Source organism: Gilvimarinus polysaccharolyticus, assembly GCF_001187555.1.
GTDB lineage: Bacteria > Pseudomonadota > Gammaproteobacteria > Pseudomonadales > Cellvibrionaceae > Gilvimarinus > Gilvimarinus polysaccharolyticus.
This window is the reverse complement of record NZ_LFIJ01000002.1, coordinates 1076835-1100720: the sequence shown is the minus strand read 5'-3', so window position 1 is coordinate 1100720 and position 23886 is coordinate 1076835. Positions and strand designations below refer to the sequence as shown.

The window sequence follows — 23886 nt, the reverse complement described above, 5'->3', positions numbered from 1 at the left end:
CAACTCAAGCAACCCAGCTGGCGGCCAGAGACTCCGCGTTGCGCCCACTCAGGACAACCGCCCGACCGTTACGTTTTATTTTAATGCGGCCGCTAAGATACGGCGTTAATATATAAAGCTAAAACAGATAACAGCAGGTATGCGAGGGAAACGGCAATGACCGGCGACAACGATAAAACGCAAATTAACAATACGCCCAGCAAAGAGCCCTCCGAGCGGCGTAAGATTGGCCATTACGAGGTTGTCTCTGAGCTGGGCCGTGGCGGTATGGGAACCGTCTACCGCGCTTACGAAAGCTCGCTTAATCGTTACGTCGCCATCAAAGTATTAGCCCCCCATTTAGCCGACGACCAAGAGCTGGTATTGCGCTTTGCCCGCGAGGCTAAAAGCGTTGCTGCGCTCAACCACCCAAACATTGTGCATATTTACTATACCGGCGACGATAACCGCATACCCTTTTTTGTTATGGAGTGCGTTGAAGGCGACACCATCACCGACCTACTGGCCGAGCGCGGCGTGTTTAGCCCAGACAAGGCCGCTAAAATGATACTGCAAGCGGCCAAAGGGCTGGCCGCCGCCCACCAAAGCGGCATTATTCACCGCGACATTAAACCGTCCAACTTAATGGTCGATAGCACCGGCACTCTTAAAATTGCCGATTTTGGCATTGCCCTCGCCCGAGACTCAAGCGACAACCTCACCGCCACCGGGCACTTTGTGGGCACCACCGGTTACGTTAGCCCGGAAATTTTTAAGGGCCACACGGTTGATGCGCGCTCGGATATTTTTTCGTTGGGGGTAGTACTGTTTGAAATGCTAGCGGGCCGTAAACCCTTTGACGATGACAGCCCCATGGGGCAAATGCTGCAAGTCGTCGAGCACCCGGCACCAAACATTCACGACCTTAACCCCGCCGTTGATGCCGAGCTGCAAAAAATACTGGCAAAGATGATTGCCAAAGACCCCGAAGAGCGCTACCAAAACTGCGATCAACTGGCCGCAGATATACGCCTATATCTAGCGGGCACCGCAACGAGCAATACCGTGCCCCCCGTATCCCCCGCTAGCACCCAAACATCACCTTCGCGGCGACGGGCATGGCTGGCATTACCGTTATTATTGCTGGCCGTGGGAGCGGCGGGTTACTGGTGGCGCGCCCCCTTAAGCGAAGCACTAAACGGCACCGCGCCCGCCCCCAAGCTTTTGCCAGAAGAGGCCGCAGCGGCACCCAAAGCAGCGGTGGTAATAACGACTAAAACAACAGAAGCCGCCACCACAAACGCCGTAAATACCGCAGAAAACGCAGCCGCTAACACACCTAAAAGCACAAACATCGCAGACGCAACCGAACCACAACTCACCACCGATCAAGATCACACGGCCAGCCAATCATACTCGGCCGCAGCGGCAGCCGACACACCCGTAACCGCCACCGGCAACAACACAACAGCCGCCACTTTAGCGCCAGCCACTGTCGATACCACCGCTGCAGAAACGCCTGTTGCGACTAATAACACGACAGCCCAGCATAGCCACAAAACAACTCCAGCTGTTGCCCCCACCGATACCGTAGTCGTCGTACGTGGAGACCCAGTGCTGGCCCACGAACTGCGGCAAATGCTGAACCAAGCTGCTCGCAACAACGGTTTAACGCTATTAGACAGCGCTTTTATCGCGGGGCTTGGCGGCGACACTAGCGCTCCACTACCGGCACTTGCCGATGTACGCACACCAATCATGGAAGCCGGCGGACGCTTCTTGGTTGTCGTAAACGCCGTAACACTCGACTCAGAACCATTAAGTTATTACGGCCAGCAAGACACGCTATACACCGGCCAAATAAACCTAACCGGCTACGACTTAGTCGCACGCACGCAATTAGGCACCTGGGGCGAGCCGGTGCGCTACACCAACCTCAACGCCAAAACACAAACCAACACGGCGGCCCAAGCAATGGTTGATGAATTGTCTAGAAACTTAAGGGATGCGGCTCAATAGCCACAATGTGGCGGCTTAGCTGCCGCCATAAAAATGAGAATGGCATTACCGAATCAACACAAGACATGGCCTTAACAAGGGCGGCCTTTAATACCATCTAAAGGCAAGTTTTAACTTGCCTCCTAGGTTTTTTTATTAAAAGCCTACAAAGCTAATGCTTACTCGCACCCGTTATTTCAACAAGCCCGCCGCCAGTATCCGAAAAGCCTCTATGGCTTTTGGCAACACCTTTTTCGGCGTGTCGCTGGCTGCAACCCACAGCGCTGCATTCAAGGCCGCGCCATTTAGCAGCCTTGCCGCCGCTTCGGTGTCCACCGGCTTAAGGGCTTGCTCGTTAATCAACTTTTCGACAATCGCAATAGTTGCCTGCAAACAACTGCTCTGGCTTGGCCATTGAGAGGGGTCACCCAGTACCGCAGGGCCATCCAGCAAAACGATACGCTGAAATTCAGGGTCGAGGGCTTTCTCGATATACGCAGTCCCCTCGGCCAATAAACCCTCCCAATCGCCTGCGGATTTATCGCCTACAGCTTGTGCATATTGCGCCATCTCTGAATCCATTTGCTCTACAACCGCTGCAAACAACCCGCGCTTATTGCCAAAGCTGTGGTAAAGAGCGCCGCGAGTAAGCCCCGCTGCTGCCGTTAATTCATCCATGGATGCAGCAGCATAACCATGCTCGGCAAAAGCTTGGCGAGCGGTCGCAATCAATTTGGTTTTATTTTCCCGGGCACTTTCATCACGTTTATTCATCGTTTTTCGTTATCTCACAAAGCAATTGACATACGCGCCGTATGTAGAGTAATTTGACATACATCTCGTATGTGGAGTTGGCCGACACCTCAAATGCGTAGTCGATTCTGCAACATTACTCTTAACAGCGATTTAACGGATACAAAAGGTAAATTATGATGCAACGCGAAGCCATATTCCCAACCAACAGACACGCCTTATACGATGCCCACGGCTATTCGGCTGCCATAAAGTCCGGCGACTTGCTGTTTGTCTCGGGCCAAGTAGGGAGCCGCGAAGATGGCACCCCAGAGCCGGACTTTAAACGACAAGTAGCACTCGCCTTTGAAAATTTAAAAGCCGTATTGGCCGCCGCCGATTGCAGCTTGGACGATATTATCGACGTTACCTCTTTTCATACCGATCCCGAAAATCAGTTTGCCGCGATAATGGACGTGAAAGCACAGACATTCAATACCCGCCCCTACCCAAACTGGACAGCAGTCGGCGTAACCTGGCTGGCGGGGTTTGATTTTGAAATTAAAGTTATCGCGAGAATTCCAGCAACGCCATAAAAGTACAGAAGCATAAGGTCAGCAATGAGATCAGAGCGGCTAACACTTGGGGCTCTGATCCTATTCAGCTTAATAGCTTGATGTAAACGAGGATTGTCAGATACCTAAATCTTTTAGATGGTTCATAGACTCAAGCTCTAACGTATCAAGCGTGACCTCTGCAAACCGTTTCAGCATGAGCTGTTCGGCCTCACCCATCACATCTTGTAGTGCCTTATTAACCGCAATCTCTATCGGGCAGCTATTATGCTCATCGGTTAAGCCAATGGTAAAAACAGAGCCCTCCCCTAACGAGCTATGAATATCCAATAAAGAGATTTCGGCTAGGGGCTTTGCAAGTGTCCAACCGCCGTTATGCCCCTTGGCAGAATGCACATAACCCTGAGCACGCAACAACGCCATCGTGCGCCTTACAACAACGGCGTTGGTCGATAACATTTTTGCCAAAGTATCCGAAGTAACAGGGGAGTCGAACCTGTTGAGATGTACCAGTACATGTAGGACTCGCGAGAGCCGGCTATCTTTGCGCATGTGTCACCTTGGAGCTTAAAGCCTCAATATATCACGAAACATTATAGGTTACGTGGGTTGCCACAAGCCCACCCTTCATGTAACTATTGATGTTCTTTAAGTGAGGCGATACACATGAAAACAGAAATAGTAATTATAGGTGGCAGCTTTGCAGGCTTATCGGCGGCCATGCAGTTGGTTCGCGGCAGACGCAATGTTGTCGTGGTGGACGCTAACTCACCGCGAAATCGTTTTTCAAAAGAATCTCACGGCATTTTTTGTCTCGATGGAAAAACACCGGCCGAGATTCGCGCAACGGCATTAGCGCAACTACAGTCTTACCCAACGTTCCGGTTGGTTGAAGATAGCGCCGTCGACGTAGCGCAAACCACAGACGGGTTTTTGGTCACTCTGGCAAGCGGTAACCAACACCACGCACAAAAACTGATTCTCGCCACCGGTATCACCGATCAGCTGCCGGATATTCCCGGCGTAAAAGAACACTGGGGCAAGAGCGTTATCCATTGCCCTTACTGCCACGGTTACGAACTGCAAGATCGCGTCCTTGGCGACGAGCGAAATGTCTTTTCATCAAGCCGCCATGATCCCAGATTGGGGCGCGACAACCCTGTTTACCCAAGGGCAATACAAACCTGAAGGAGAAGTGCTCGATCACCTTCACCAAAGAGGCGTCAGCTTAGAAGAATCGGCCATAGTCCGTGTGGTCGGCGACGGAGAACACATTCAGCATGTTGAGCTGGCAGATGGCCGCCAGACAGCCATTCAAGGCCTGTACGTTGCGCCCCAGGTAACCATAACCTCGCCCATTGTCGCCAAGTTGAAGCTTGAAACTGTAGAGACACCCATGGGCACTCATATCAAAGTTGATGAATTTAAAGAAAGCTCTACAGCGGGTGTATTTGTTGCCGGAGATTTATCCAACCCAATGCAAAACGGCACCTTCGCTATTGCATCGGGCACCATGGCCGGTGTCGCGGCCCATCGTGCATTAATGTTTAATCATTAAGATTTACCGACATTAGATCTCAAGGGTTCTGCACCGACCAACCAAAAGCGAGAACATAATGCAGCAGGATGAAATAACGGCTCTGTTTGATCAACAGGCCCCCCATTACGACACCCATTGGGCCAAAACCGCAGCGATTCGTGACTGTTTAAATTTATTGGTCGACGGTTTATTTGCGTCGCTACCAAACGATGCGCACATTCTGTGCGTTGGTGTTGGTACGGGCGATGAACTACTCCACCTTGCTCGGAAAAATCCTGGCTGGTGTTTCACTGCGGTCGAGCCCTCAGGCGCTATGCTGGCTATTTGCCGAAAAAGAGCAGAACATTCTGACGTAATCTTGCGCTGCGAGTTTTACCAAGGCTTTTTAAACGAGGTGTCCAGTATCGCTCAATACGATGCCGCCACGTGTTTTTTAGTGTCGCAATTTATTCTAGAACGCGCAGATCGCATACAGTTTTTTCGCAGTATCGCCGACAGGCTAAAACCTAATGGCTTATTGGCCAGCGCCGATCTTGCCGCACAAGTCACCTCGCCCGAGTTCGATGTGTTACTGCGCGCTTGGATGAAGATGACCTCGGGCCAAACAACAGAAGAAGGGTTGGCCCGCATGCGCAACACCTACACTAACGATGTCGGCGTATTACCACCAAGCGAGGTGTCCACCTTAATCAAAGCTGGCGGCTTTGATGTACCCATACCGTTTTTTCAAGCGGGCTTAATACACGGCTGGCTGGCGAGTCGGGCAGGCTTTTAATGGGCAATGACAAGTAGTGTTGATATTTAAGCACTAGCCAAAGCCGCCACGGCATTAGGCACACGGCGGCCAAGCCCAACGCTATTGATTACTATATTGCACCCACGCTTTGGACGAGGCCACATACACAAAATCCGAGTTAATACATTGCATCAAACGTAAATCACCATGCTGCGGCGGGTCATAATCTTCCAGCCCCTCCAGCGACAAACTGTTCGCCATTGGCGCTTTACGGGCCAATTGTGCGGGGATATCGTTCAAATGCAGCTCTGCGGCCGACCACGTCAAACCATCGCGCTCTTGGGCCGAACTGCTCGGGTTGTTTTCATCCACAAACACCGCCGATGTACCCGCCATTTTTTTATAAGCCATTTGAGCTCCTATGTGAGAGGTTAAGTTTAGGTTTTACCTATAGCCGGACTTAATCTATATCATGTGTGACTGATTTTCTATGGAAATCATGAGGTGCGGCTGAGTCAATCAGCGGGATTTTTGAATGGCATGTAACCAGAAATTTAGTTGGTGATTCTTAAAAAACCTCGATACCCAAAGTGCTAAACGATTTACACTGGCACCGCCTTCACTTTTCTTGCCCCCTGTCGTGGACCGGCGAATGGCTTTTCTGCTTGGCCAGAAAATCCATCGAAAGGCCGCTCCTGCACATCCAAGCACCTCAACTCTAGCGCCCAAAGCCTCGCTACGTAAAGTAAACATAGGCGATTAAGCCAGACAAAAACGGTAGATTATAGATAGCGACAAAACCGACAAAAAGAATTACCCCTTCAAAACCACGAGTTTTTACTAGGTGATTCAACAGAAGAATCGGCCACGCAAAGAACACCAACGCACCAAAAGTGAAATCTGGTATTTGACTTGATTTATGCGGCTCTTTGATTACCCATAGCGATATCAGCAAGGCGAAGACAAACATCCAAAGAAACTCGGTTCGATCTGGGGTATCCATTTCCGAGAGACCATACTGTATATTCACATACGTGCATGCCGCAGCAACAACAGTAATTGTTAGAAGAATTAAATTATGGATTCCTTTCATGAAACAAATTCCTTATGTATTTAAACACTTGCAACAAATAGGCAGACAAATGAGCGACAACAGGCGTTATTTTAATCGCTGTTCTTATAAAGAGTTCTTATCCGTCTAATTACACTATAAAAAGCCCAATAAAATATACTATAGATTATTGCTGTAGCAACCCATCTATCTCTGGTAGAGATTGGATTAGGAAAAAACAGAAGATCTTTGAGTAAAAACAGAAAGATAACACTTACTGACAGTTCCTTGTCGGAGAAAAACGCACTGAAGGCGTATGTTAGCCGTAGAATATTATGCCACCGCAATAAACGCAACCACCAAAAAAACGCTACGAAGCGCCGCTTTTAGGTCCCCAGCGGCCAGCCGAGCACAATTCTATTTTAGGGGGTAAGCACGCATGAATGCGTGCCATCTAAAATCGGCTAGGGCGAGGGAACCCGAATCACTACATGGATGTAGCTAAATAGAGCAGCGCAGGAGCAGTTGCCGTGGGCTGGATGGGCGGAGCCTTTATCCTGTAAAAAATCTATCCGTTAGCCCTTAACCGCCAAATAAATCGTATGCTTACTGCCCTTGCCTTTATGCGCCCGCACAGTCTTTACATCTACCTTAAACTTCGCCTTTTTAATCTGTGTGGTAAAGCTCGGGTCATGCCAAGCCGACCACACCGCCAACACTCCGCCTTTATGTAGTGTATTGCGTATCGCCTGCAAGCTATCTAGCGAGTACAAGCTGTTATTGTCAGCGTGAGTAAAACCCTCTGGGCCATTATCGACATCGAGCAGTATTGCGTTAAAAGTGGGTTGCTGCGCTACAAAAAACTCCGCCACATCGCCCACATGCACAACTGTGCGCGGATTATTTAACGGGTAACCGGCGCATTCGCCTAGCGGGCCTTTATTCCACTCAATAACATCTGGCACAAGCTCGGCAACGGTAACTTTAGTGGTCGCGGTTGTGGCATTAAGTGCCGCCGCTAAGGTAAAGCCCATACCCATGCCGCCCACCAAAACCGCAGCGTTTGGTACTGCCTCTAGATGCGCGCAGCCTAAATCGGCTAATGCTAACTCCGAGCAGTGTACGCGGCTATTCATTAGTTCGCCGCGCACGCCTTTAAGCGCAATAGAAAATTCTTTATCGCGCTGCGCAAGGCGTAGCTCGCCGCCATTATTGGGGATCGTTGCCGTGCCTAGTAGGTTCCAAGGGATCATATCAATACGCATTAACAGGGAATGAGGCGGCTACTTTAGCAGATTCGGCGCGCCGCTATCAGCAGAAACTAAGCTATCGCGACAACACCTTTAGCAATAACGTCGGTATTATCTGAGTTTTATAAAATTTTGCTGCACGATTACTTATAAAAAATAATACATCGGTATAAAAATAGGCGTTAAGCAAAGGCTAAAGAGTTCTAAGCAAAAACATGCGGCACCATTGCAACGACAGATTATAACGTCTATGGTTCTGGTTTTCGTTTATCGGGAGAAAAAGATGTTTAACAAGCTAGTGGGAATTGAACCGTTGAGTTTAGTTCCAGCGGTAGAAGAACAACTTTATACACTTGCCAAAGAGGTGGTGTTATATCAAGACATCCCTAGCAACCCCGCCGCCATAGCGGCGCGCATTGGTGACGCCGATGCTGTTTTACTGAGCCACACCACACATTTAGGCCGCGAGGCCTTAGAGCTGTGCCCCAACATTAAATACATTGGCATGTGCTGCTCGCTGTACTCACCCGAGTCGGCCAACGTTGATATTCATTACGCTAACGCGCAGGGCATTACCGTAACCGGCGTGCGCGATTATGGCGATGAAGGGGTTGTCGAGTACGTTGTCAGCGAGCTTGTGCGCTGCCTGCACGGCTTTGGGAACAACCCCGACGGCAGCCCAGCAAAACCTTGGGATGGCGTAGCCCGTGAAATTACCGGACTTAACGTGGGAATTGTTGGCTTGGGCACGCTGGGCGGCATGATCGCCGATGCCTTAGCAATGTTTGGCGCTAACATCACCTACTTTGCCCGCAGCGAGAAACAAGCCGCCCGCGAAAAAGGTTACCAATTTTTACCTTTAGGTGAACTTTTGGCCAAAAGCGAAGTGGTTATTTGCAGCCTAAACAGAAACGTTGTGCTGTTGCACGAAGAAGAGTTTAAACAACTGGGCAACAACAAAATCTTGTTTAACACGGGTTTATCTCCCGCTTGGGATGAAGCACCATTCTTAAAATGGCTGGACGGCGACAACCTGTGCTATTGCGATTCGCTGGGCGCACTCGGCGGCGAGAAACACTTGAGCCACCCCAACGTCCGAAGCGTGAATGCTTCTACCGGTCGGACGCGTCAAGCGTTTCAGCGCCTTAGCGATAAAGTGCTGCAGAATATTTTAAAATACAATGGCCGAGGTGATATTACGTAAGGTGTTTACCACGCTCCAGCCCGCTATTTGAGCTGTTTTACTGTAAACATCAATCACGGCATGGACCTGTTCACTTTTGATTTCTATCCGGTGATCATCCCCGACATAACCGGGCACTGAGGTCATGGATACTTGCATTTGTTCAGGTCCAACCGATGCCAATGAGGCGGCTACCGCCACGTTAACTCGGGTGGGAAACAACGCAATCGCCTCTACCGCGTTACCTTCAAATACTTGGCGTTTTTCTGTCTGTAAAGATTCATCGTAAACCGAGATGCCACGCAAAGAGTTTGGGCCTTTCTCGGTTTTAAATGATGCCTCGCATGGCCCCATTAAAGATGCCGTTCGCAACACATCAAAGCCGCCTATCGCGCCCGGCACAAGGTGTACACGCGTGCCGTGTTCACGGGCTACTTGCTCCACTTCTTGGTAAAAAGCAGTATCGGCCAAAGCGCCAATAGATAAGGTAACAATGGATGCACCACTTTTAAGTGCTGGCAAAGCCAGATCTTTCATGGCGGCCGGAGAGGCCGTCTCGACAATATAATCGGGCTTTAGCTCTAGCAACTGCTCAAGACTATCGCACGCGACGCAGTCGTGAACCTTATTAGAAATACTCCGAGTTTTTTCTTTGGTGCGAGAAAACGCCCCCACCAGTTTATAATCGGGGAGCAATCCATCTAAAAGAGCACTTACAACAATATCGGCGAGCTTGCCGCAACCCACAATAGCTAATGTCTTCATTTTTACACCCCACACTCATGATTTTTGAAGCGTCATAAATGAACGCCACTAAAAGCATCGGGCAGCCTATCAATACCCTATAGAGATATCAACACACTAAACACATAGTCGCGCTGACGCCATTTAGGCGTAAGCTTATGGGGAGCAATATATCAATGGAACTTATATCACTTTAGAGTACAAAGCCGTAGACGAGCTTTTTAGGTACTGATCAAACACCATGCAGATTCTTCTAATTAGCAGGCGGCCAGCGCTATTAACCTGAATGCCCGTTGGCGTCAGTGTGACTAACCCGTCTGCTACCATCGGGGTTAATGCCTGTAGCTCTGGGGCAAAATGTTGCGCCATATCAATATCAAACTGTTGGTTAAACGTTGCAAAATTTAGCTCAAAGTGACAAATAAGTTGGCTAATTAATTCTTTGCGGATGAGATCTTCGCGAGTTAGCGATACGCCACTGACAAATGCCGGAGTATTGGCGTTTATCAGGTTTTGGTATTCATTAATGTCTTTACTGTTTTTAATATAGGTATCGCCAAAATAGCTAATCGCCGACACACCAAAGGCTAATAGCTCACAGCCCTTGTGGGTCGAATAACCCTGAAAATTGCGATACAGCGCTTGCTCGTTTTGCGCTTTCACTAAAGAGTCACTGGTTTTAGCAAAATGATCCATCCCCACATACACGTAGCCGGCCGCTTGTAACCGCTCGATAATAAGTTGCAGCATGTCGAGCTTTTGCTGCGCTGCGGGTAATTGATCATCATCAATTAAGCCTTGGCTTTTAAACAAGTGCGGTAAATGCGCATAACCAAACGCCGAGATCCGGTCGGGCGACAGCGCGATCACCTCATCCAGCGTTTTACTTAGCGATGCCACCGACTGCAGCGGTAAGCCGTAGATAATATCCATGCTAATCGACTGGAAGCCACATTCGTTGGCTGCCGCCATAATGGCATTAACTTGCTCGACGCTGTTATAGCGATTCACCGCCTTTTGCACGTCGGGGTCAAAATCTTGCACACCCATGCTCAAACGATTAAAGCCAATATCACGCAGGCAATAAATTTTATCGACCGACATTCGACCGGGATGAACCTCTACCGAAGCTTCTAGAGCATCGCCAGGCAGCAGGTTAAAGTGACGCCGTGTGGCGGCCATCAGCCAGCGCATTTCTGATTCGCTAATATAAGTAGGTGTGCCGCCGCCCCAATGGAGCTGAGCTACCGGCTTGGTCGTATCCAGTTGTGTCGCTATCGCCGACATTTCACGCTCTAACGCTTCAAGGTACGGCATTGCGCGCTCTTTATGATGAGTCACAATTTTGTTACAGCCGCAGTAGTAACACAGAGTTTCGCAAAACGGGATATGAAAATAGAGCGATAAGTCGCGCTCTGAGGCATTACATTTGGCAATCGCTTGGGCAAAATCTTGCGCGTCAAAGCTCTCAAGAAATTGGGGCGCGGTGGGATACGAGGTGTAGCGCGGCCCCTGTAGATCGTAGCGTTTTAATAGCTCTGGATCCCAGGGGACATTGACTGAACTCATGACGGTAAAACCTTAACTGTATCAAGGGGGCTTAATTGACGGTTAATTATTGCAGCAACGGCGAGCCGCTGACGTCGAAATCGTACCCTTTAATATCGGCCTCGGCAATAAGCACTTGGATATACTGCGCCACGGCTTTACGCTGTACTTTTTCGGTTAAATATTCCACTATTTTATCTTTAACTGACTCGTACGGCATGGCTTCTCCGGCTATTTTCCGCTCGATATAGACCAAATGAAATCCATAACGGGTCTCGACTGGGCGCGGCATTAAGCCCAGATCGGCTACAAAGACTTGGCGTTCAAATTCGGCAACTGTTTGCCCTCGGCTAATTTGCCCCAAACTACCGCCGGTTTCTTTCGATGGGCAAGCAGACTCACGTCTTGCCAGAGTGGTAAAGTCGGCGCCGCCTTTTAGCATCTCGAGCAGTGCATCGGCGCGGGTTTTGGTTTCGGCGCGGCCGGCATCGTCGTCTTTATTAACCGCCAATAAAATATGCTTAACTTCTAATAATGGCGAGGTTAAAAATCGCTCTGGGTTGGCAGAAAAATAGGTTTTACAATCTTCCTCGGTCGCCTCTGGCGTAGCAACTTCTCGCTCGATTAGCGCTTCGATAAAACCTTCATCCGAACTCTCTAGCGAATCATCGGTAACGGTTATGCCTAACGCTTTAGCGCGCTGGCGAAACAGCTCGGCAATGACTAAAGATTCGGCCGCTTTACACATAGCTTCGCGCTTAGAATCGGCGCGGTGGTATTGCACTTCTTGCGAAATAGTATTTTCGTCGATAACAACATCATTGACGGTAATCATAGTGGCGATGGCCTCGCAAACAACTCATTTTTATAGCGACGACACTGGTCGTCGGGAATGGTAATGCTTAAGCGTTGGTTAATGCGCGGCGCCTTAGCGCCGCGCAACAATTACATAGATGCTCGACTACGGCGGCGTACAACTTGGTAGTTTCTGCCAAGGTACTTAACCGGCACACTCAGCATGTGAACCAAACGGGTGAACGGAAATACCAAGAATATTGTCATGCCAAGAATAATGTGTGCTTTAAACACCCACGATACATTAACAATCGCCTCGGCACCGCTAAACCCGCGTAATAAAAATACGCTTTGGGCCCAATGCATTAACTGGAGCATTACCTTGCCATCTAAGTGACCTACCGAGATAAAAATCGAGCAAAGCCCAAGCATTAGTTGCGCTAAAATAAGTAGCAGCACCAGCACATCCGAGCCATTACTGGTGGCGCGAATACGCGGGTGAAACAAGCGGCGAATTGTCAACACCACTAAACCAAACAGGCATAATAGGCCAAAAAAACCACCGGCAATAATTGCCAACAGTTGTTTTGCCTCGGCGGTGACACCTAAAAAATGCCAAACGGCTAATGGCGTTAGTAAGCCGACAAAATGCCCCATGAAAATGCCAATAATGCCCACATGAAAAGGAATGCTGCCAATGCGCAGCCACTTTTTTTCTAACAGTTGGCTAGAGCCGGCCTTCCAGGTGTACTGCTCCCTGTCGTAACGAATCCATGTGCCGATAAACATCACAGCAATCGCGATATACGGATAGATACCAAAGGCAAACAAATGAAAAGTAGACATCGTTGCTCCTAATGTTTTTGCGCGCGTTGTGGATCGACAATATTAAGTATTTGCTCTTGATCTCTGCGCTGACCGGATTCTGGCTTGTAGTTAGTGTTACAGGCATCTGACTTAGAGTCGGGGCCAAAGGTCACCATCTCCTCCTCCCATACTTTATCCAGTGCCTCGGGGGTATCATCGCGCGCCTCTGTTGCAACTTTTTGGCGCATCTCGTCTAAATTAACGCGTGCCCCACACCAATATAACAACGCCTCAAATAAAGCCGCATAATTGCATTCGCGCTCTTTTAACCGGGCGGCCAACAGCGCCAAAATATGCTCTACCTCTTGCAGACCGGCGCGGGCGTTATCGGCCCCTTGAGTCGATAAAAACTCTAGGTACAGGGGCAAATAATCGGGCAGCTCTTTGGCGTCTATCTCCAGCCCCGCTTGACGATACTGATCCATCAAATCGACCATCGCCTGACCACGATCGCGCGATTCACCGTGCACGTGCTCAAACAACAACAGCGATAAAGACCGGCCGCGCTCGAACAAAGAGTCGTACTCGGACTGCCAATCCATTAAATCGCCGCCGGTGCGCTGCGCTACAAACTCTGTTAACTCGCCACGCAACTTAGACTTAAGATTAATGCTGGCCACCAACGCCAACAGCTCGTCTCGCCCATCCATTAACTCTTGGGTTGGGTACTCCATAAGCAGCGATACTAAACGCAAACTTTCCATGCTTTACTCCTAATCTTCTTGCAAGACGGCGGGGATAATTTGCCTAACACCAGCACGATTGCCACCAAAAAGACTGGTTTCATCATTACCACCACCGCAACCATTACCAAAGGTAAAGCCGCACTCGCCTTTCATATCGTAGGCGTCTTCGGCATAGGCCCGATGGCTGGTCGGAATCACAAAGCGATCTTCGTAATTGGCGATCGCCATATACCGGTACATCTCCTCTACCTGCGCCACGCTCAGGCCGACTTGTTTTAGTACGTCTAAATCTTGTACCCCATCGACGTATTTAGAGCGGTTGTAAGCACGCATCGCGATCATTTTTTCTAACGCATCAATCACCGGTTGCTCTTCACCTGCCGTTAATAAATTGGCCAAGTAACGCAGCGGTATACGCAGTGACTTAAGATCAGGAATTTCGCCATTCATGCCTACATGGCCGGCCTCTGCGGCACCTTGAATGGGCGACAGCGGCGGCACGTACCAAACCATCGGCAAGGTGCGATACTCTGGGTGCAGCGGCAATGCAACCTTCCACTCTACCGCCATTTTATAAGTGGGTGAGCGCTGCGCGGCTTTAATCCAGCCCTGGGATATACCTTCTTTTTCGGCGGCGGCAATAACTTCTGGATCGTTAGGATCCAAGAAGATATCCAACTGCGCCTGATACAAATCGGCTTCATTGGGTACGCTGGCGGCCTCTTCAATACGGTCGGCATCGTACAACAGCACGCCTAAGTAGCGAATGCGGCCGACACAGGTCTCGGAGCAAACCGTTGGCTGGCCGGCTTCGATGCGCGGGTAACAAAAGGTACACTTCTCGGACTTACCGCTCTTCCAGTTGTAGTAGATTTTTTTGTACGGGCAGGCCGACACACACATACGCCAACCGCGACACTTATCTTGGTCGATCAGGACAATGCCGTCTTCTTCACGTTTGTAGATGGCACCCGACGGACACGCAGAAACACAGGCTGGGTTTAAGCAGTGCTCGCAAAGACGCGGCAAATACATCATAAATGTATTTTCAAACTGGCCATAAATATCGGCTTGAACTTTGTCAAAGTTAATATCTTTACGACGTTTTTCAAACTCGGTGCCTAAGATTTCCTCCCAGTTAGGGCCCCACTCGATTTTCTCCATGCGCTGCCCGGTAATTAACGAGCGCGGCCGTGCCGTGGGCTGATGCTTGGTATCGCCAACCGTGTGTAAGTGCTGATAGTCAAATTCAAACGGCTCGTAGTAGTCGTCAATTTCGGGCAAGTCGGGGTTGGCAAACAAGTTGGCCAATACCCGCAGCTTGCCGCCGATGCGAGGTTTTATTTTGCCTTTCTTATTAAGCGTCCAACCGCCGTTCCAAACTTTTTGATTTTCCCATTCTTTGGGGTAACCAATGCCCGGCTTTGTTTCTACATTGTTAAACCACGCGTACTCGACACCTTCGCGAGATGTCCAAACGTTTTTGCAGGTAATCGAGCAAGTGTGACAACCAATACACTTGTCTAGATTTAATACCATGCCTATTTGTGCTCTTACTTTCATGCGTAAACCTCCGGGCCTTACTCGGTATCGAGCCAATCGACTTTATCCATTTTGCGGATAATGACGAACTCATCGCGGTTACAGCCCACTGTGCCGTAATAGTTGAAGCCGTATGCTTGCTGCGCGTAACCACCGATCATATGGGTGGGTTTCATCACCACTCTGGTAACGGAGTTATGAATGCCTCCGCGCGTTTTGGTTAGGTTTGAGCCCGGGGTGTTGATGATGCGCTCTTGAGCGTGATACATCATGCTTAAGCCTTGCGGCACCCGTTGCGACACAACCGCCCGACAAGCCAGTGCACCGTTCACGTTAAACACATCAATCCAGTCGTTATCGACAATGCCAGCGGCTTTGGCATCGGTTTCGCTGAGCCACACAATGGGCCCACCGCGCGATAGCGTTTGCATTAATAAGTTATCGGAGTAAGTACTGTGAATACCCCACTTTTGGTGTGGTGTTACCCAATTAAGCACCAACTCTTTATGGCCGTTTTCTCTTTTGCCCAAGAGCGGTTCTACGGCTTTTAGGTTAACCGGTGGTTTATACAAACAGTGCTGCTCACCAAAATCGAGCATCCATTCGTGATCTTGATAAAATTGTTGCCGGCCGGTAATAGTGCGCCAAGGTATTAGCTCATGCACATTGGTGTAACCGGCGTTGTAGGACACGTGTTCGTCCTCCAGCCCCGACCAAGTAGGAGATGAAATGATTTTACGCGGCTGGGCGACAATATCGCGAAAGCGAATTTTTTCGTCTTGTTTAGGTCGCGCCAAATGCGTGTGATCGCGCCCGGTATGTTTGCCCAACGCCTGCCAGGCTTTAACCGCCACTTGACCATTAGTTTCTGGCGCCAGCGATAAAATAACCTCGCAAGCATCAATCGCCGATTCGATTTTAGGCCGACCTTGATTGGCGCCCTCTTCGTGGTGCACTTGGTTAAGTTTACCTAAAAACTCAACCTCTTCTTTGGTGTCCCAGCTAATACCTTTGCCACCGTTGCCCAAGGTTTCTAGCAGTGGTCCAACCGAGGTAAAGCGATGATAAGTGTTGGGGTAATCACGCTCTACTAGGTTGATGTTAGGCATAGTAACGCCAGGCACGGCATCGCATTCGCCCTTCCACCAAGCTTTAACGCCGTAAGGTTGTGCCAGCTCGCCGGGGGAGTCATGCATAATAGGTGTAGTGACTACATCGGTCTCTACCCCTAAATGCCCCACCGATACTTCGGAGAATTTTTTGGCAATGCCTTTAAAAATTTCCCAATCGCTGCGCGACTCCCATACCGGATCAATCGCCTCGGTTAACGGGTGAATAAACGGATGCATATCCGAGGTATTCATATCGTCTTTTTCATACCAAGTAGCGGTAGGCAATACAATATCGGAGTACAAACAAGTGGTCGACATGCGGAAATCTAAAGTCACCCACAGGTCTACTTTGCCCTCGGGGGCGTCTTCGTGCCACACCACATCTTCGGGTTTGGTCTCGTCCGACTCACCCAGATCTTTGTTCATCAGGCCGTGTTTGGTGCCCAAAAAGTGACGCAGCATATACTCGTGGCCTTTACCGCTAGAGCCTAACAAGTTGGAGCGCCAAACAAACATATTGCGCGGAAAGTTTTTAGGACTGTCTGGGTCTTGGCAGGCAAACGTTAACTCGCCGTTAACCAGCTGTTGCTGAACATAATCTTTAACATCTTTACCGGCAGCTTTAGCTTGTGCGGCGATATTAAGCGGGTTTTCACCTAACTGCGGCGCCGATGGCAACCACCCCATACGCTCGGCGCGGGTGTTGTAATCTAGAATGCTCGATTGCCATTTAGCTTTATTGGCCAGCGGCGAAACCAGATCGCTCATGCTCAGTTTTTCATAGCGCCACTGATCGGAGTGCGCGTAAAAAAATGAGGTTCCGTTCATATGTCGTGGTGGACGCTGCCAATCAAGACCAAAGGCTAAGGGTGTCCAACCGGTTTGCGGGCGCAGCTTTTCTTGCCCCACATAATGCGCCCAACCGCCGCCGCTTTGGCCAACACAACCGCACATCATCAGCATGTTAATTAGGCCACGGTAATTCATATCCATGTTGAACCAGTGGTTCATACCGGCACCGACAATAATCATCGACCGGCCATGGGTTTTATCTGCTGTGCGCGCAAACTCGCGGGCAACGTTAATGACGTGCTCGGGCTTGACGCCGGTTATACGCTCTTGCCATTTAGGCGTGTAGGGTTTGTCATCGTCAAAGCTTTGCGCACAATTAACGTCGTTTAAGCCGTTGTCGACCCCGTAGTTGGCTAGAGTTAAATCAAACACCGTCGCCACTAACACTTGTTCGCCATTGGCCAAAGTAACGCGTTTTACCGGAACTTTATGCACTTGCACGTCGGTGTGATTGGTGTGCTGAAAGTAACCGTGGTCGTGCTCTTTACAACCAAAATAAGGGAACGAGACATCGGCGATTTCATCGCTGTTGCCTTTCAACGACAGCTGTAAATCAACCTCATCGCCTTTGCCACCTTCGCACGCCTCTAAGTTCCATTTACCATGCTCGCCCCAGCGATAACCAATAGAGCCGTTAGGGCTAACCAAGCGCTGATCCGCGCTATTAATAGCCACAGTTTTCCAATCGGAGTTATTGGTTTCACCCAAGTTATCCACTAAATCGGCGGCGCGTAAAAAACGTCCTTGCTGTAGTACGTCACCACTTTTTTCCAGCATCACTAAATGCGGAAAATCGGTATAGCGCTTAACGTAGGGGATAAAGTAATCACTTTGCGAGTCGACATAAAACTCTTTTAAAATTACGTGGCCAAAGGCCATCGCCAGAGCGGCATCGGTGCCTTGGCGCGGTGCCAGCCATTGATCGGTAAGCTTGGCCACCTCCGAATAGTCGGGAGTAATGCTGATAACCTTGGTGCCTTTGTAGCGTACCTCAGTCAAAAAGTGAGCGTCGGGGGTACGCGTTTGCGGCACATTAGAACCCCAACAAATAATATACGACGAGTTATACCAATCGGCCGATTCGGGCACATCGGTTTGCTCGCCCCACACTTGTGGCGATGCCGGTGGCAAGTCGCAATACCAATCATAAAAGCTTAAGCAGTTACCGCCAATTAACGATAAATAACGCGCACCCGCCGCGTAAGACACCATCGACATAGCAGGAATAGGCGAAAAGCCAGAGATGCGGTCGGGGCCATAACTTTTGGTGGTATACACATTGGAGGCGGCGATAATTTCATTCACCTCATCCCAATGAGCGCGAATAAAACCACCCAAGCCGCGACGCTCTTTATAGCTTTTGGCTTTTACTGGATTTTCTACAATAGATGCCCAGGCATCTACCGGGTCGGCGTACTGCGCGCGCGCTTCGCGCCACAGCTTCATTAAAGACTGGCGAACTTTAGGATACTTTAAGCGGTTAGCACTGTAGATATACCACGAGTAACTTGCACCACGAGGACAACCCCGTGGTTCGTGGTTCGGCAAATCGGGGCGGGTGCGGGGGTAATCCGTTTGCTGCGTCTCCCAGGTAACCAAACCGTTTTTAACATAGATTTTCCAGCTGCAAGAGCCGGTACAGTTAACCCCGTGGGTCGAGCGGACAATTTTATCGTGCTGCCAGCGCTGGCGGTAACCGCGCTCCCATTGACGATCCTCAGTGGTGGTAACGCCGTGGCCTTCGGAAAAAGGTTCTCGCTGCGCCTGAAAATAACGCAACTTATCGAGCAGATGACTCATTCGCGGACTCCTGAACAGAGGCTATAGCAATAAGCACTTAGGGCTCTTGCCGGTAATAAATTCACCCGCTAATGGTGCGCCTCCTAAGCTTTTTTCGCCACGTGCCAAAACCGCCTACTCATGCCCCCTGCTACCACCAAAGTGGTAGTAAGAAAAAATATAAGCTACTGATTTATAAGGCCATAACTTAGCAACCCGCTCATTAAATACTATTTTTTACGTCAAACAGTTCATCGGTGGTATTCCTCAATGGTTCGCCAAAAAACACAACTTAAAGCGCGCAATCACATCGCGAGTAAACCCAACCGGCAGACTGTGGCAGAATAACGTTTTACCAGTCCGCTTTCGGGCATCATATTCGCCAAAAAAGATAATCTCTTATGCGCCAAAGCTCACTCGTTATCAGCATCAAACTGACCTTAGCTGGCATTGTCGCGCTGGCCGCGATGACCATGGCGGTCTCTTACTGGATTTCCGATCGCTCGGACAATGACGCCTACGCCATCAACTTGGCCGGCTCACTGCGCATGCAAACATATCGGCTGGCGCTGTTAACACACACCGATTCGGTCAGCCCCGAGGCCATAACTCAAGCACGCAAGAGCCTAGAGCAAACTTGGAATCACCCGCTGATACAATCGTTGCAACAACAAAGCTCGACACAAAATACGGCCTGGACTGAAGCGAGAGATTTTTGGCTGCAACACCGCCAACAGCCCAATGCACAAGCGTTAACAGCTGGCTTACCCATCCTTGAGCAGCAGGTAGAAAAATTAGATAAATTAGTACAGGGTATTCAGTCACACACCGAGGCCAATGCACAAAAACTTAGATTGGTACAGGTGATTTCATTATTTTCTATACTGACGTTAGCTGCGGTGGTTATTTACTGGCTGCGTATTCGTATGGAGTTGCCACTACTGCAATTGGGGCAAATGAGCCGACGGATTAGCCAAGGGGATTTTGATTACCGAATTACCTCTATGCAAACTGATGAGCTTGGCTCACTGGCAAAAACGTTTAATAAAATGAGTGACTCCATCTCTCATATGCACAAAGAGATGGAACAAAAAATACAACAGCAAACCTTTGCCTTAAAGCGCAGTAATACCGCCTTACAGTTTTTGTATGACACCGCTAAAGCGATTATCGAGCAAGAGCCCAACAATATTGATTACCAGCCCATTTTGCAGCGGCTACAAGGTTTAGTGGAAGTAGATGATATTGAGCTGTGCTTAATTACCGAGGCAGGCGACAGCCCCTATCGACAAGTTAAACCCGAAAGCAGCCCTCCCGAGCTGTGCATGATTCGCAACTGCGAACACTGTCTTGCCGGTAATCCCGTCAACGAGCCTAACGCTGAAACAACGGTGTATCGTTACAGCTTTCCGATGAACCGCGACCAGAATCATTACGGCGTGCTAGTGGCACGAACCGAGCACGGCCAAATTCCAGAACCTTGGCAACAACAACTGATGCAGTCAGTCGCCGATCAAATAGCCATGGCGTTAAGCTTACAAATCCAAGAGGACGACGCTCGGCGCTTGTCTCTGGCGCATGAACGTACCGTTATTGCTCGCGAACTACACGACTCATTGGCACAAGCATTATCTTACTTAAAAATTCAGGTAACACGCCTTAAACGCGCACTGGTAAAGGACGATAAAAAAACACTTGAGGATGTATCGTTTGAACTGCATCAAGGATTAACTTCCGCCTACCAACAATTGCGCGAGCTACTCACTACCTTTCGTTTAAAAATCGATGCCCCTGGGTTACTAGGCGCACTGCAAGGCAGCGTGAAGCAGTTAAGCGAACAAACCGAGATGAATATTGAGCTGGATTACCAGTTAGAAAATCTACCGTTAACCCCCAACGAAGAGATTCATTTATTACAGATAGTGCGTGAAGCGGTGCAAAACTCTATTCATCATAGCCGAGGCAAAAACATAGAGATTTTTATAAAGCAGGCAGAAAAACAAGTAATCGCCCAAATCTTAGACGACGGTATAGGTATTAACGAGAACCCTCACAAGCTAAACCATTACGGCTTAACCATTATGCAAGAGCGCGGAAAAAATCTAAACGGTGAGCTAACAATCGTCGGGCGTGACACCGGCGGCACCTGTGTCACGTTTGTATTTACTCCAGTGTGTTTAAGCTTGGCCAATGTGTTTGCGCGGGAGTAATAACAATCGCCTTTGCTTTGACTGTTACCACCACTAGCACGGAACCTCGGCCCCCTTGCGCGCGTAATACCACCACGTTACCAATAGGCAGCTGACATAAAACAGCACAAAACTGATAAGTGCCGCCTCGACACCGCCGGTAAACTCAAACGATGAACCGTAGGCTTTGGGGATAAAAAAACCACCGTAAGCGGCAATCGCCGATATAAAACCCAACACCGCCGCCGCTTCGCGGTTGCCCTCAACCTCGGCTTGCGGCACGCTGCCTAACGCCCGCTGCCGCAACGTCATAAAAATAACAGGAACCATCCGGAAGGTAGAACCATTTAGCACTCCAGAGGCAATAAAGAGCACTAAAAACATACCAAAAAAGCCCCAAAAATTACCTGAACTATTGCTGTCGGGTAAAAAGTGAATCACACCCAGTACACCTGCTATCATCGCCGCAAAAACCCACAAACTGACTCGCGCACCACCGAGCTTGTCGGCGATAACACCGCCAGCAGGGCGCGCCAAGGCACCCAATAAAGGCCCAATAAATGCGTACTTAGTTGGGTCGACATCGGTAAACAACATTTTTGACAACAGCGGAAAACCTGCGGCAAAACCAATAAAACTACCAAAAGCGCCTAAATACAACCAACACATAAGCCATGTGTGCTGACGCTTGAAGATGACCGCTTGATCACTGAACGATGATTTTGCCGAGGCGATATCATTCATACCAAACCAAGCGACAATCGCACCTATGGCAATAAAGGGCACCCAAATTAACGCCGCATTTTGAATCCAAACTGCTTGCCCTGCGGCCGCGCCTTGTTGCACGATTAATGGATCGCCAGAAAAAACACTCAAAGCTGATGAGGCAATAATCAACGGGCCAATCAGCTGCATCGCCGAAACCCCCAAATTACCTAAACCGGCATTTAAACCCATGGCACCGCCTTTTTCGGCTTTTGGGTAAAAGAAGCTAATATTAGCCATGCTAGAGGCAAAGTTGCCACCGCCAAAACCACACAGCAGCGCCAAGATTAACATCACCAAATATGATGTCTCGGTATTTTGCAGCGCAACCCCCAACCACAAGCACGGTAATATTAACGATGCAGTTGAAATTGCCGTCCAGCGTCGGCCGCCAAAAATGGGCACCATAAAGCTGTAAAAAATACGAAAAGTTGCCCCAGAAAGTGAGGGCAAAGCCGCCAACCAAAACAGCTGATTAGCAGTATACGAGAACCCCATTTGCGGCATCTTTACGACTAAAATGGACCATATTGACCACACCGCAAATGCTAAAAACAAATTCGGTATCGATATCCAGAGGTTTTTACGGGCAATTTTTTTACCTGTATTTTGCCAAAAATCTGCGTCTTCTGGACGCCAATCATCCAACACAAAAGCATCTGGGGTAGAAAGCTCAGGAAGATCGCGAACGCTGTACTCGCCCGCCCCCCACTCGCGCCGCTCGGCTAAACGAATAGCGTAATGCATCCACGCCAATGCGGCCGCAGCAACCAAAAACAACAGCATAAACGCGCTTTGCCAAATACCTACCACGTCGTTAAGCATGCCGAATGTTAGGGGCAAGAAGAACCCACCTAAACCACCAATCATACCCACGGCGCCACCCACTACGCCCACATGATTGGGGTAGTAAACGGGAATATGTTTGAACACCGCCGCCTTGCCCAGCGACATAAAAAAGCCCAGCACAAAGGTCAAAACAATAAAAATGGGAAGGCTCAAAGAAAAACTAAACTCTAGGGTATGATCAACCCCTAATATGCGGTATTCGGTGGGCGGATAGCTGAGGAAAAAGCAGCAAATTACCGATGCCATAAGCGTCCAATACATCACGCGGCGGGCACCGTAACGATCGGACAACCAACCGCCTAAAATTCTAAATAGTGATGCCGGAATAGTATACAGCGCCGTCAAAACGCCGGCTGCCGCAATGCCTAAGCCGTACACCTCCATTAAGTAATGGGGCAACCACAACGCCAGTGCAACAAAACCACCAAATACAAAAAAGTAATACAACGCAAAGCGCCATACTCTGATATCACCCAGCGGCTCTAATTGCTGACTTAACGATACCCCTTGTGCTCTGCGTTTTGTTAACCCAGGGTCGGCCTTGGCAAAAACCATGAATGCCACGCCCATCAACGCGATAACCACGGCGTATATTTGCGCTGTGGCCTGCCAACCCATCGCCAATAATAAAAAAGGAGCGCCAAAGTTAGTCACCGCCGCACCGACATTACCAGCGCCAAAAATCCCCAGAGCTAAGCCTTGTTTTTTAGGTGGATACCAGGCCGAGGTATAAGCCACACCCACAATAAACGCACCACCGGCTAAACCTAAACCGAGAGCCGCTAACAATAATATGTAGTAATCGGTGGCGATACTCACCAATAGCACAGCAGCGCCGGTGGCGATCATCAATAAGCCAAACACCCAGCGGCCGTCAAAGCGATCAGTTAACACCCCTAAAAATAAACGGCTTATCGACCCCGATAAAATAGGCGTTGCCATCAACAAGCCCAACTGGGTATCGCTTAATCCGAGCTCTTGTTTAATACGAATACCCAAGATTGAGAAAATCGTCCACACGGCAAAACATAGGGTAAAAGCAAAGGTCGATAGAAACAGCGCACGGCGCTGATCGCGCGGGTGAAGAGTGCTGGCATCGAGCATGAGATATCTC

General features: G+C 49.4%; 20 protein-coding genes. 7 read left to right on the top strand and 13 right to left on the bottom strand.

Going from position 1 to position 23886, the window contains the following annotated elements:
• Positions 1-156 precede the first annotated feature (156 nt).
• Entirely contained in the window at positions 157-1998 is a 1842-nt protein-coding gene (locus GILYN3_RS13350) for a serine/threonine-protein kinase (RefSeq protein ID WP_049723453.1), read from the top strand.
• A gap of 171 nt (positions 1999-2169) precedes the next feature.
• On the opposite strand, the gene GILYN3_RS13345 is transcribed toward GILYN3_RS13350, so the two are convergent.
• The gene (locus GILYN3_RS13345; RefSeq protein WP_049723452.1) at positions 2170-2751 is read right to left on the bottom strand and encodes a TetR/AcrR family transcriptional regulator; all 582 of its coding nucleotides are present in this window, start codon (positions 2749-2751) and stop codon (positions 2170-2172) included.
• A 155-nt stretch (positions 2752-2906) separates the two neighbouring features.
• Between GILYN3_RS13345 and GILYN3_RS13340 the strand changes: the two genes are divergently transcribed.
• Positions 2907-3305 carry a RidA family protein gene (locus GILYN3_RS13340; protein ID WP_049723451.1) on the top strand — a complete coding sequence of 133 codons (399 nt, stop codon included), beginning with the start codon at positions 2907-2909 and terminating at the stop codon, positions 3303-3305.
• Positions 3306-3401: 96 nt separating this feature from the next.
• Here the strand turns inward: GILYN3_RS13340 and GILYN3_RS13335 are convergent, their stop codons facing one another.
• Complete coding sequence (locus tag GILYN3_RS13335) at positions 3402-3836, bottom strand: Rrf2 family transcriptional regulator (protein ID WP_049723450.1); 435 nt, start codon at positions 3834-3836, stop codon at positions 3402-3404.
• A 114-nt stretch (positions 3837-3950) separates the two neighbouring features.
• Here GILYN3_RS13335 and GILYN3_RS17020 point away from each other — a divergent pair, with 114 nt between their 5' ends.
• Genes GILYN3_RS17020 through GILYN3_RS13325 form a run of 3 tightly spaced genes read left to right on the top strand, consistent with a single transcriptional unit; the run spans position 3951 to position 5599 of the window.
• Complete coding sequence (locus tag GILYN3_RS17020) at positions 3951-4472, top strand: NAD(P)/FAD-dependent oxidoreductase (protein WP_198147357.1); 522 nt, start codon at positions 3951-3953, stop codon at positions 4470-4472.
• Positions 4396-4842 carry an FAD-dependent oxidoreductase gene (locus tag GILYN3_RS17015; RefSeq protein ID WP_198147356.1) on the top strand — a complete coding sequence of 149 codons (447 nt, stop codon included), beginning with the start codon at positions 4396-4398 and terminating at the stop codon, positions 4840-4842. Before GILYN3_RS17020 ends, GILYN3_RS17015 begins: the two co-directional genes overlap by 77 nt.
• A gap of 58 nt (positions 4843-4900) precedes the next feature.
• A complete protein-coding gene (locus GILYN3_RS13325) occupies positions 4901-5599 on the top strand; it encodes a class I SAM-dependent methyltransferase (protein WP_049723449.1) in 699 nt (232 codons plus the stop codon).
• A gap of 81 nt (positions 5600-5680) precedes the next feature.
• Here the strand turns inward: GILYN3_RS13325 and GILYN3_RS13320 are convergent, their stop codons facing one another.
• The 3 genes from GILYN3_RS13320 to GILYN3_RS13310 form a co-directional block, all read right to left on the bottom strand.
• Positions 5681-5971 (bottom strand): hypothetical protein, encoded by a 291-nt coding sequence (locus GILYN3_RS13320; RefSeq protein WP_232305596.1) that lies wholly within the window; start codon positions 5969-5971, stop codon positions 5681-5683.
• Positions 5972-6296: 325 nt separating this feature from the next.
• Positions 6297-6653, bottom strand: a complete 357-nt coding sequence (locus GILYN3_RS13315) for a hypothetical protein (RefSeq protein WP_049723448.1) — start codon at positions 6651-6653, stop codon at positions 6297-6299.
• A gap of 533 nt (positions 6654-7186) precedes the next feature.
• Positions 7187-7864: a spermine/spermidine synthase domain-containing protein gene (locus GILYN3_RS13310; RefSeq protein WP_049723959.1), complete on the bottom strand. Its 678-nt coding sequence runs from the start codon at positions 7862-7864 to the stop codon at positions 7187-7189.
• 280 nt (positions 7865-8144) lie between these two features.
• Here GILYN3_RS13310 and GILYN3_RS13305 point away from each other — a divergent pair, with 280 nt between their 5' ends.
• Positions 8145-9065, top strand: coding sequence for an NAD(P)-dependent oxidoreductase (locus GILYN3_RS13305; protein ID WP_049723447.1), 921 nt, complete (start codon positions 8145-8147; stop codon positions 9063-9065).
• On the opposite strand, the gene GILYN3_RS13300 is transcribed toward GILYN3_RS13305, so the two are convergent.
• The 7 genes from GILYN3_RS13300 to GILYN3_RS13270 all read right to left on the bottom strand — a co-directional run bounded on the left by GILYN3_RS13300 (position 9033) and on the right by GILYN3_RS13270 (position 18990).
• Entirely contained in the window at positions 9033-9809 is a 777-nt protein-coding gene (locus GILYN3_RS13300; RefSeq protein WP_049723446.1) for an aspartate dehydrogenase domain-containing protein, read from the bottom strand. The two genes, GILYN3_RS13305 and GILYN3_RS13300, sit on opposite strands and share 33 nt — an antisense overlap.
• A gap of 162 nt (positions 9810-9971) precedes the next feature.
• A complete protein-coding gene (gene hemN / locus GILYN3_RS13295) occupies positions 9972-11357 on the bottom strand; it encodes an oxygen-independent coproporphyrinogen III oxidase (RefSeq protein WP_049723445.1) in 1386 nt (461 codons plus the stop codon).
• A 46-nt stretch (positions 11358-11403) separates the two neighbouring features.
• Positions 11404-12171 carry a peptidylprolyl isomerase gene (locus GILYN3_RS13290; RefSeq protein ID WP_049723444.1) on the bottom strand — a complete coding sequence of 256 codons (768 nt, stop codon included), beginning with the start codon at positions 12169-12171 and terminating at the stop codon, positions 11404-11406.
• 110 nt (positions 12172-12281) lie between these two features.
• Entirely contained in the window at positions 12282-12977 is a 696-nt protein-coding gene (gene narI, locus GILYN3_RS13285) for a respiratory nitrate reductase subunit gamma (protein ID WP_049723443.1), read from the bottom strand.
• Positions 12978-12985: 8 nt separating this feature from the next.
• The gene (narJ, locus tag GILYN3_RS13280) at positions 12986-13702 is read right to left on the bottom strand and encodes a nitrate reductase molybdenum cofactor assembly chaperone (protein ID WP_049723442.1); all 717 of its coding nucleotides are present in this window, start codon (positions 13700-13702) and stop codon (positions 12986-12988) included.
• 9 nt (positions 13703-13711) lie between these two features.
• Positions 13712-15247, bottom strand: coding sequence for a nitrate reductase subunit beta (narH, locus tag GILYN3_RS13275; RefSeq protein ID WP_049723441.1), 1536 nt, complete (start codon positions 15245-15247; stop codon positions 13712-13714).
• Positions 15248-15264: 17 nt separating this feature from the next.
• Complete coding sequence (locus GILYN3_RS13270) at positions 15265-18990, bottom strand: nitrate reductase subunit alpha (protein ID WP_049723440.1); 3726 nt, start codon at positions 18988-18990, stop codon at positions 15265-15267.
• Positions 18991-19370: 380 nt separating this feature from the next.
• Between GILYN3_RS13270 and GILYN3_RS13265 the strand changes: the two genes are divergently transcribed.
• Positions 19371-21179, top strand: a complete 1809-nt coding sequence (locus GILYN3_RS13265) for a histidine kinase (RefSeq protein ID WP_049723439.1) — start codon at positions 19371-19373, stop codon at positions 21177-21179.
• A 33-nt stretch (positions 21180-21212) separates the two neighbouring features.
• Here the strand turns inward: GILYN3_RS13265 and GILYN3_RS13260 are convergent, their stop codons facing one another.
• On the bottom strand, positions 21213-23876 hold the full coding sequence (locus GILYN3_RS13260; RefSeq protein ID WP_049723438.1) for a nitrate/nitrite transporter: 2664 nt from the start codon (positions 23874-23876) through the stop codon (positions 21213-21215).
• Positions 23877-23886 lie beyond the last annotated feature (10 nt).